At 72.0% G+C, this 9,311-nt stretch carries 6 protein-coding genes; 1 reads left to right on the forward strand and 5 read right to left on the reverse strand.

Annotation, left to right across the window (positions count from 1 at the left end; translation table 11 throughout):
- Positions 1 to 53: 53 nt before the first annotated feature.
- Positions 54 to 1,349, forward strand: a complete 1,296-nt coding sequence (locus tag ACFYXM_RS01945) for a hypothetical protein (RefSeq protein ID WP_389285895.1) — start codon at positions 54 to 56, stop codon at positions 1,347 to 1,349.
- Positions 1,350 to 2,106: 757 nt separating this feature from the next.
- Here ACFYXM_RS01945 and ACFYXM_RS01950 read toward each other — a convergent pair.
- The 5 genes from ACFYXM_RS01950 to ACFYXM_RS01970 form a co-directional block, all read right to left on the reverse strand.
- Positions 2,107 to 3,060, reverse strand: coding sequence for a 3-oxoacyl-ACP reductase (locus ACFYXM_RS01950; protein WP_389285897.1), 954 nt, complete (start codon positions 3,058 to 3,060; stop codon positions 2,107 to 2,109).
- A 220-nt stretch (positions 3,061 to 3,280) separates the two neighbouring features.
- Positions 3,281 to 4,357 (reverse strand): Zn-dependent alcohol dehydrogenase, encoded by a 1,077-nt coding sequence (locus ACFYXM_RS01955; RefSeq protein ID WP_389285899.1) that lies wholly within the window; start codon positions 4,355 to 4,357, stop codon positions 3,281 to 3,283.
- Positions 4,358 to 4,614: 257 nt separating this feature from the next.
- Positions 4,615 to 5,505 (reverse strand): MaoC/PaaZ C-terminal domain-containing protein, encoded by an 891-nt coding sequence (locus tag ACFYXM_RS01960; protein WP_389285901.1) that lies wholly within the window; start codon positions 5,503 to 5,505, stop codon positions 4,615 to 4,617.
- A gap of 354 nt (positions 5,506 to 5,859) precedes the next feature.
- Positions 5,860 to 7,263: a hypothetical protein gene (locus ACFYXM_RS01965; RefSeq protein ID WP_389285903.1), complete on the reverse strand. Its 1,404-nt coding sequence runs from the start codon at positions 7,261 to 7,263 to the stop codon at positions 5,860 to 5,862.
- Positions 7,264 to 7,690: 427 nt separating this feature from the next.
- The gene (locus tag ACFYXM_RS01970; protein WP_389285905.1) at positions 7,691 to 9,121 is read right to left on the reverse strand and encodes an MFS transporter; all 1,431 of its coding nucleotides are present in this window, start codon (positions 9,119 to 9,121) and stop codon (positions 7,691 to 7,693) included.
- Positions 9,122 to 9,311 lie beyond the last annotated feature (190 nt).

The raw sequence follows: 9,311 nt of genomic DNA on the forward strand, positions 1-9,311 counted from the left end.
TTGTTCGGCTGGCAGTGCGATAACTACCGTCTGTCGCTGGAGGTGATCAGACCGTGACTGTCTGTGCCATCGAGGGCGGGCCCGCTGGGGCCACTGGGACGACCGAAGACCCCGGGGACGCGGTACCGCAGGACGACGACCCACCGCACGCACCGGCGGCGTGGCCCGCGTTCACGATCGCGGCGGACGGCTCGTACGCGGCCCGGCTCGCCGCGCGCGAGGTTCCCGGAGATCCGTGCCACGGGACCGGGGGGCCGCCCGGCGCCGCCGCGCGGGCGTGGTTCGTGGAGCGCTGGACGCTCGACGGACACGAGCCGTACGCGGTGCCGCTCCCCCTCGACCAGTCGGAGGAACCCGACTCGGACGTACTCCCGTTGACCGACGGGCGGGTGCTGATCCGGCGCCGGGTCGCGGACCGCCACGCGTTCTCGCTGCTCTACCCGACCGGACCCGGCACCGGTGAACTGTCGCTCGGCACCATCGGATGCGAGGAGCTGACGCTGTTGCCGCCGTGCCCGGACGGCACCAGCGCGTACGCCCTTTCGCCCGGTGAGCGGTCCACCACTGTCTGGCGGGTCACGGGCGGCGTCCTCGGCCCCGAGCCGGTCGCACAGGTGCCGGGACTCTGCACCGGAGGGGTCTGGCTGGACCGAGCCGGGCGGATGCTCGCCCTGGACCGGGAGTTGCCGGGCGGCGGACCGGTCAAGGCGGTGGCCGTGGACCTGGGGCGGGGCGGCGCGGTGACGCCGCTGCTCCAGATCGGACCGGACAGCGACGACCGGCTGCTGCTCGCCGACCCGGACAGCGGGCTGCTGCTGATCCGCTCGAACGCGCCGGGCCACGACCGGCTCGGCTGGGGGGTGTTGGGGAGTCGTCTGCCGGTGCGCTTCCCGGAGTGCCTGTGTCCGGCGGACGTGGCGGTGACGCCGTTCGCCGTGCAGCCGGGGCAGACGCTGACGCCGGAGGACTGCGCGGTGGCGCTGCGCGTGGACGGGGCGGCGGGCAGCTGGCTCGGGCTGTGGCGCCCGGCGGACCGCCGGCTGTTCCAGGTGGCCGCTCCCGAGGGCTGGCACGCCGGGCGCGGGGTGTGGACCCGGGACGGCGTGCTGAGGCTGCCGTACACCGACGCGAACGTGGCGTGCGGGGTGGTGTCGCTGGACGCGTCGGTGGAGCTTCCCGCGGATGCGGCGGCGGACGCGCGGGCGGGTATCGACCCCTGGGCGGGAACGGGTGCCGCGGCGGGTACGGAAAGCGGTACGCAACCGTCCGCCGCCGCCGTGCCTCTTCCTGTGTGCAGGCCGGTTCCACTGGGGCAGGCACCACTCGTGGGACGCGTGGTACCTGGTTGAGACCGACCGGCACATGGGGGGGTGGGAAAAGGAGCGGGGCTGGGTGCGTGCAGCTGCAAGGCGGAGGAGGGACGCAACGCGAAGGGGGTCCCCCCATGCCTTCAGGGCTATGGGGGAGTTGTTGACCGACGACAACGCCGCAGATGTGCGCACCCAGCCCCGCGACGCCGCCTCCCATGTGCCGGTCGGTCTAAGATTTCGGGCCTGGGCCACGCAGCCGTGTCGGCGGTCGCCGGAGGCGGCCTTGCCGTACCGCGGTGGCGAGTTCGGCCCTGGTGACACTCACACGCAAGCACGTAAGCACGTAAGCGATCACGACGGGGTGACTTCCCACATGTCTGAAGCCCGAACCGACACGACCCAGACGCGCCCGCAGGGGGCGGACGCGGAACGGGCCGAAGCCGGCGGCTCCGGAAAGCACCGAGGGGGTGTGTCGACGGACGACACGGCAATACAGCCGCACGGCCGCCACCGCCGCTCCTCCGAGGGGGACAACCGGGCGGCCTGACCGCGCGCCACATCGACAGCGACGAGGGACGGGTGGGCCCCGGAAGCCGTTCTCGGCTTCCGGGGCCCACCCGTCTCCAACTTCCGGGGCCCACCCGTCTCCGACTTCCGGAGGCCGCTCGTCTCCGACTTCCGGGGGCCATCCGCTTCGGGCTTCCGGTACGCCGGAGCGGTCGTTCCCCGTGCGCGGTACGTGGCTCCGCACCGGCACGCGGCCGGCCTTTCCCGTGCCGGTGCGTGCGCGCCCTGCTCAGCCCCGTTTCAGGCCGAGCACCTCCGCCGCCGCGAAGGTCTCGTTCGGCGGGCGGTCGGCGTAGTACGGCGAGAGCAGTTCGTCCAGCTCGTCGAAAGTGAACGCCTCCTTCGACGAGTCGAACTTCGCGGCCACCTTGGGGCGTTCGGCGATCGCGACCATTCCGCCGTGCACGACGAGCAGTTGCCCGTTGACCCCGGCCGCGGCCGGGGAGGCCAGGTAGCCGACCAGCGGCGAGACGTGCTCGGGGCCGAGCGGATCGAGCCTGCCGTCCTCCGGTTCCTGGAAGCCGGCGAAGACGTCCTCGGTCATCCGGGTGCGGGCTCGCGGGCAGATGGCGTTGGCGGTGACGCCGTACTTGGCCAGGGCGAGGGCCGTGGAGGTGGTCAGGCCGACGATGCCGCCCTTGGCCGCCGCGTAGTTCGGCTGCCCCGCCGAACCGGCCAGGAAAGCCTCCGAGGACGTGTTGACGATCCGTCCGTACACCGGGCCGCCGGACTCCTTGGAACGGGCACGCCAGTGCACCGCCGCGAAGTGCGTGGTGTTGAAGTGGCCCTTGAGGTGGACCCTGATGACGGAGTCCCATTCGTCCTCGGTCATCGAGAAGATCATCCGATCGCGCAGGATGCCCGCGTTGTTGACCAGGATGTCGAGCTTTCCGTAGGTGCCGACGGCCAGTTCCACCAGGGAGCGGGCCTGCTCGTGGTCGGAGACGTCGCCGAGGTGCGCGACCGCTCGGCCGCCCGCCGCGCGGATCTCCTCGACGACCTCCTGCGCCGGGGCCGCCGACGCCTCGCCGGAGCCGTCGCGCCCGGCCTGCCCGTAGTCGTTGACGACGACGGACGCCCCGAGCCGGGCGAGTTCCAGCGCCTCGGCGCGTCCAAGACCGCGGCCCGCGCCCGTGACGATCGCGCTCAGGCCGTCCAGAGGAAGTGACAGGGGATGTGACATCGGGTTCTCGGAACCTCTCAGAAGGGAGCGGGGGTACGGGAACGAAGCCACGGCCGGACGGGGCCGTGGCCTGGTCCTGGGCCGAGGTCCGGAACTGATCCGGGTTCCGGTTCCGGGGCCTGGGCCCGGTCCCGGACCTCGGCCCGGGCCGGATCCCGACCCCGGTCCCGGGCCGGGACGACCCGGGACCGGGGCGGACGGCGGAACGGCGGCGAGGGCTTCAGAGCTCGACGCAGGTGCGCAGCGACGTCCCGGTCCGCATCTGGTCGAGGGCGTCGTTGATGCCGTCCAGCCGCACCCGGTGGGTGATCATCGATTCGAGGTCGATCCGGCCTGCCCGCCACAGTTCGATGGCGCGTCCGTAGGAGCGGAGCACGTCGCCCCCGCCGTACATGGAGGGCAGGATGCGCTTCTCGTCGAAGAACAGCTCGAACATGTTGACCTGGAAGTGGTCGTCCAGCGCGCCCGCGCCGACGATGCAGAGGGTGCCGCCGCGCCGGGTGTTCTCGTACGCGGTGCGCGCGGTGGCCGACTTGCCGACGACCTCGAAGACGTAGTCGAAGCCCTCGCCCGCGGTGATCCGCTGCCTGGCGTCGGCGAACTCGTCGGGGGACACGGCCTCGGTCGCGCCGAACCGCAGCGCCGCCTCGCGCCGGGACGCGACAGGGTCCACCGCGACGATCTGGGCGGCGCCCTGCACCCTGGCCCCCTGGACCGCCGAGATCCCGACGCCGCCGCAGCCGATCACGGCGACCGACGAACCGGCCTCCACCCGTGCGGTGTTGATCGCCGCGCCCAGCCCCGTGGTCACCCCGCAGCCGATCAGCGCGGCGATCTCGAACGGGACGTCGTCGGGGATGGGCACCGCGCAGCCCGCGCCGACGACGACCTCCTCGGTGAAGGTGCCGGTCCCCGCGAATCCGAACACGTCCCCGCCGGGGCGCTTGAAGTTGGGGGTGCCCGCGTTCATGAAGCCTGCCAGGCAGAGATGGGTCTGACCCCGCCTGCAGGACGGGCACGCCCCGCACGCGGGCAGCCAGCAGACCAGCACCCGGTCCCCCGCCTTCAGTCCGGTGACGCCGTCGCCGACGTCGACGACCTCGCCCGCGCCCTCGTGGCCGGGGATGAAGGGGGCCGGCTGGGGCAGCACGCCGTTCATCGCGGAGAGGTCGGAGTGGCACAGCCCGGTGGCGCGGACCCGGATCCGGACCTTCCCCGGGCCGAAGCCCACCGCCTCGACGTCGTCGAGGACCTCCAGTTTGTCCTGGCCTATCTCGTGCAGTACGGCTGCGCGCATGGTGCGGCTCCCCTCATGGGCCCGGGTCGGGTACACGTCCCGCGGGCCCGTGCCTCGGGCCCGCGGACCTCTCGGAATCGGATCAGGAGTGACGGACGGGAACGGCGGAGGTGCCAGACATGCCAGACGTGCCGGAAGCGCCGGAAGCGCTGGAGGTGCCGGAGGCGCGAGAACGACGGGAACGGCAGGGGTGGCACGGGTGTCAGGTGACGGGAACGGTCAGGAGCGGCGGGCCTCAGGGAAGGTCCGCGGAGGTCTCAGGAGCCCCCGGAGTGCTCGACGCATTCGACGAAGGTGTCGCCGAGCACCGGGGCGTCGTCCCGTTCGACGGCGCTCACCTCGACCCGGACGTGGTCCTCGCCGGTCCACATCCGGATGCGGAGGGTCTCGCCGGGGAAGACGATCCCGGCGAACCGGGTGCGGTAGGAGCGGATACGGGTCACGTCGCCGCCGAGCACCGTGTCGGTGACGGCCTTGAGCGTCATGCCGTAGGTGCACAGTCCGTGCAGGATCGGCCGGTCGAAGCCGGCCCGCCGGGCGAACTCGGGGTCGGCGTGCAGCGGGTTCCAGTCACCGGAGAGACGGTAGAGCAGGGCCTGGTCCGGGCGGATCGGCCGCTCCACGACATGGTCGGGGTCGCCGGTGGGCGGGTCCGACCGTCCGGACGGGCCGCGCTCACCGCCGAAACCGCCCTCGCCCCGCACGAAGATCTGCGCGTCGTTCGTCCACAGCGGACCCTCGTCGTCGGCGGCCTCGGTACGCAGTACCAGGACGGCCGCCTTGCCCTTGTCGTACACCGCGGCGACCTTCGAGGTCTGCACGGCACCGCCCTTCACGGGGATCGGCCGGTGCACCCGGACGCTCTGCCCGCCGTGCAGGACGGCGGCGAGGTCGATGTCGATGCCGGGCGAGGAGAGCCCGCCGACGACGCCCATGCCCGCACCCGCCACCGTGGCGAAGGAGGGCAGCACCTGGAGCCGGGACTCCAGGGTGTAGCGCAGTTCGCCGGGGTCGGTGACGGCGTCGGCCCCGGCGGGACCGGTGCCCGCGCCGATGCCCAGGTGGTAGAGCTGGATGTCCTTGTGGTCCCAGCTGATCCGGGTGGAACGGGGTTCGGCGGCAACAGCCTTTTCGGCATCAATCGGCATGGGAAAGCTGCTCCTTGACGGTGGGAGACCTCGGCGCGGCCGTCCGCACCGTCGACCGCACCGAGGCCGTGCGGGACCGGCCGTCACACTCGTTCTAGAACGTGTTCCAGCCGATGACTCCCATGTATAACGCAGCCCCCAGTCGATGTGAAGACTATTTCTGACGACACGTCAGATCTGGTCTCGGTCGCCTCCCCGGAGGCGTGCGCCTGGCCCGGCCGGCCTCGGTTCCTGGCGCCGGCGGGCCAGGCCCTCGGTCGCCGGTTCCACCACATCGCCCGATCGCGGGGAGGGCTTCGGGCCGGGCCCGACGGGAAGGACCTGTCGGGCCCACCGTGCGTCTCCCCGGGGCGTTCAGCGGCGCGGGTGGAAGACGAACTGCTTGCCGGGGCCGTCACCGGGCAGTTCGAATCCTCCGGCCTCCTGCAGCGACAGGAACGGGATCTCGGCGTCCTTGGGCAGCGCCTGGGCCTTCCCGGTGTCGAGCGGGACGGCGACGGGCACGTACCCGGACGGCGAGTCGGCCTTCTGGTAGCCGTAGGCGATGCCGTCGTCGCCCACGGACACCAGTTGGACCGGCGCCGCTGCCTGGTCGTCAAGACAATGCGCCTGGTCCCGCTCGAAGTCCACGGCGAGCGTACCGGCGACGGCGTAGCGGCCGTTCGGCGACAGGACGGGTTTGAAGAGGCCGTACGCCGGCCCCGCTTCCGTGTCGCACCTCAGTGACGTCTTCAGCTTCCCGGACTTCAGGTCGTGCACGGCCATCACCGCCGTCGCGCCCCAGCCCGCCACGCCCTTGGGCGGGTTCCAGGAGGCGATGACGTGGCCACCGAGGATCTGCCACACGCGGTCCCCAGGGGCGGCCGAGTTGGTGCCCGGCGGAACGGCGTCACGCGACAGCCAGACCCCGCCGACACCGAAGCCGCCTGTGTCGAGCGCTACCACCGGGCCGTCCGGGGACAGCCCGGCCACTTCGCCGCTGCTGCAGCTGTCGCGCCCCTCGCCCGCGCAGACCGGAGGCAGTTCCACCTTTCCCTCCGCATACGTCTGGACGCGATTCTCCGAAATGTCGATCGTCGCGGAATCCGGGGCGGCATGCATCGGGCGGAGCCAGCGGACCGCGACCCCGTTCCCGCCGGCATCGACCGTCACACCGCTCTTGTCGGCGTCCGCCGGAATGGCGACCGTGCGGACGGGAGCGACGTCCTTCCCCGAGGAGTCGGCCGGGTAGAAGACGAAGGAGACCACCTTCGACTCCTCGTCACCGGAGGTCTCCGCACCGGACGCGGCCTCGCCCTTTCCCTTGCCATAGGCCCAGAGGGCGACGTACTCGCGGCCGTCCTCGTTCACGACGAGCAGCTGAGGCACCACGTCCTCGTCCTCGCCGTCCTCCGGGGCCGGCGGCTGCCACTGCGCGCTGCTCCAGCGGAGCTTGCCGGTGACCGCGTCGCGTGCCTCGACGACGTAGCTCCCGCCCTTTCGCTGGAGGAAGGCGACGACACCCGCCTCGGGCACAGCCTCCACCGGCGGGCGGGAGGACACCCGCTCCTCCGGAAGCCAGTCGAGGGACGCGTACCAGCCCTTGGTGGTGTCGAAGCCCTCCGGTGCCTTCACCGACGGCTTCGGGGACGCCCCCGCACTCGGCGAGGAGCCGCCCGAGGCCCCGTTCCCGGCCTTGTCATCAGCACCGCCACTGCCGCAGGCCGCCAGCAGTCCGGCCGCCACCGCGGCGGCGACTGCTCTTCTCACGGTCTTCAACGCGCCCCTCCTTCTGGCGCGGGGGAGCGAACAGACCGGCACCCCCGCGCCACACGCAAGATCAACAAAGACTCAGAAGATACAGCAGCTCTCCGAGCAGCGGTTTACCTGATACGGAGGTGTGGAGGTGTCGGAGAGAGACGGTGTCGAACTCCTTACGGACGGCACGTCAGTGGGCGCGCGGGTGTGGGAGAGGCCTGGCGAGGAGCCATTGCCGTCGGCTCCTCGGACATCGTCCGGCTCCGCAACGGCCTGGACACCTTGATGACCCTGGACGCCTCACGGGGTGGTCATGAAGGGCTGGAGCGGGCCGCACCGACCGGAGCCGAGGACGCACTCGCCGAGGACCAGGGCATGATGCGTGTTCCGGGCGGCGCGGCAGCAGAGGTGGTTGGAGGGTCCGACTCAGAGGGACGCAGGGTCCGGCTCAGGGCCGGGCGGGCCGGTGGCGCGGCAGCCAGAGGGCCATCAGCAGCAGCCCGCCCAGCAGGACGGCGGCGGCCGTGCGGAACGCGAGCGCGTACCCGGCGGTGAGTTCCTCGGGCCCGGTGCCGCCCGCGGTGCGGGCGGCAGCGACGGTGGAGAGCACGGCGAGACCGAGCGCGCCGCCCATCGTGCGGGAGGTGCCGACGAGGCCGGAGACGAGACCGGACTCGCCGGGTGCCACGCCCGAGATGGCGAGTGAGGCGAGCGGGGTGAGTGCCAGGCCCGCGCCGGCCATCATCAGGATGCCCGGCAGACAGACCGCGGTGAGATACGAGCCCTCGGCACTCATCGTGGACTGCCAGCCGAAGCCCGCGGCGGCGGCGGCCGTACCGATGAGCGCCAGGTTCTTCGCACCGACCCGGGCCATGATCGGTGGTGCGCACTTCGAGCCGAGGACCACGGCCAAGGACGTGGGGAGCAGGGCGAGTCCGGCCTTCAGCGGGGTGTAGCCCAGCACCGTCTGGGCGTACACCGTCATGAAGTACCACATCGCGAACGTGCTGGAACCGATGACGAACGTCGCCGCGTTCGCCGAGGCCACCGCTCGCGCCCCGAGCACCCTGAGCGGCATCAGCGGCTCGGCCGACCATGCCTCCACCACGACGAACACGACGAGCACGGCCACCCCGCCGAGCAGCGGCACCAGGGTCCGCGCCGCCGTCCAGCCCGCTTCCTCGGTCTGCACGATGCCGTAGGCGACGGCCGCGAGGCCCACCGTGACCAGGACCGCGCCCAGGTAGTCGATCCGCCGCCGTTCGCCCGAGCGGCCCTCGACGAGCACGAGTGCGGAGCCGGCCAGGACGAGCGCCCCGATGGGCACGTTGACCAACAGGACCCACCGCCAGGAGAGCAGGTCGGTCAGCACCCCGCCGATCAGTCCGCCGGCCGCGCCGCCGCCCGCGCCGACGGCCATCCAGGTGCCTATGGCCTTGGTCCTGGCGGGGCCCTCGGGGAACACGGCGGTGAGCAGGGTCAGGGTGGCGGGGGCGAGCACGGCAGCGCCGAGCCCCTGCGCGGCGCGCGCGGCCAGTAGCTGCCAGCCCTCCTGGGCGAGACCACCGGCCAGGGAGGCGGCGGTGAACAGTCCGAGGCCGGTGAGGAACATCCGCTTGCGGCCGTAGATGTCGGCGGCGCGTCCGCCGAGCAGCATGAACCCGGCGAACGCGATGGAGTAGGCGTTGAGCACCCACTGCAGTCCCGCGGGGCTCATTCCGAGGTCGGTGCGCATGGACGGCAGGGCGACGTTGACGACGGACACGTCCAGCACGACGAGGAACTGACCGACGCAGGCGGCGAGCGCCGCCGCCCAGGTACGGGTGTTCGGTCCGGTTCGCGGGGGCGTGGATGTGGTGACGTCAACCATGGCCGTCATCCTCGCAGCAGTCCCGCACCTCGTACATCGCCGTACGGACCGGCCGGGTCCGGACCGGTCACGGGCGCACCGGCCTGCTGCCTCCGCTACCTCCACTACCGGGTTTATTCGCAGTGCACCGGGCTTCATCCCGGTGGTGAAGCGAATCTGAGAACTGCTCTGAGCTCAGCTGTGTGCACGGGTCTGCACT

This window comes from Streptomyces sp. NPDC002476 (genome assembly GCF_042889785.1).
Lineage (GTDB): Bacteria > Actinomycetota > Actinomycetes > Streptomycetales > Streptomycetaceae > Streptomyces.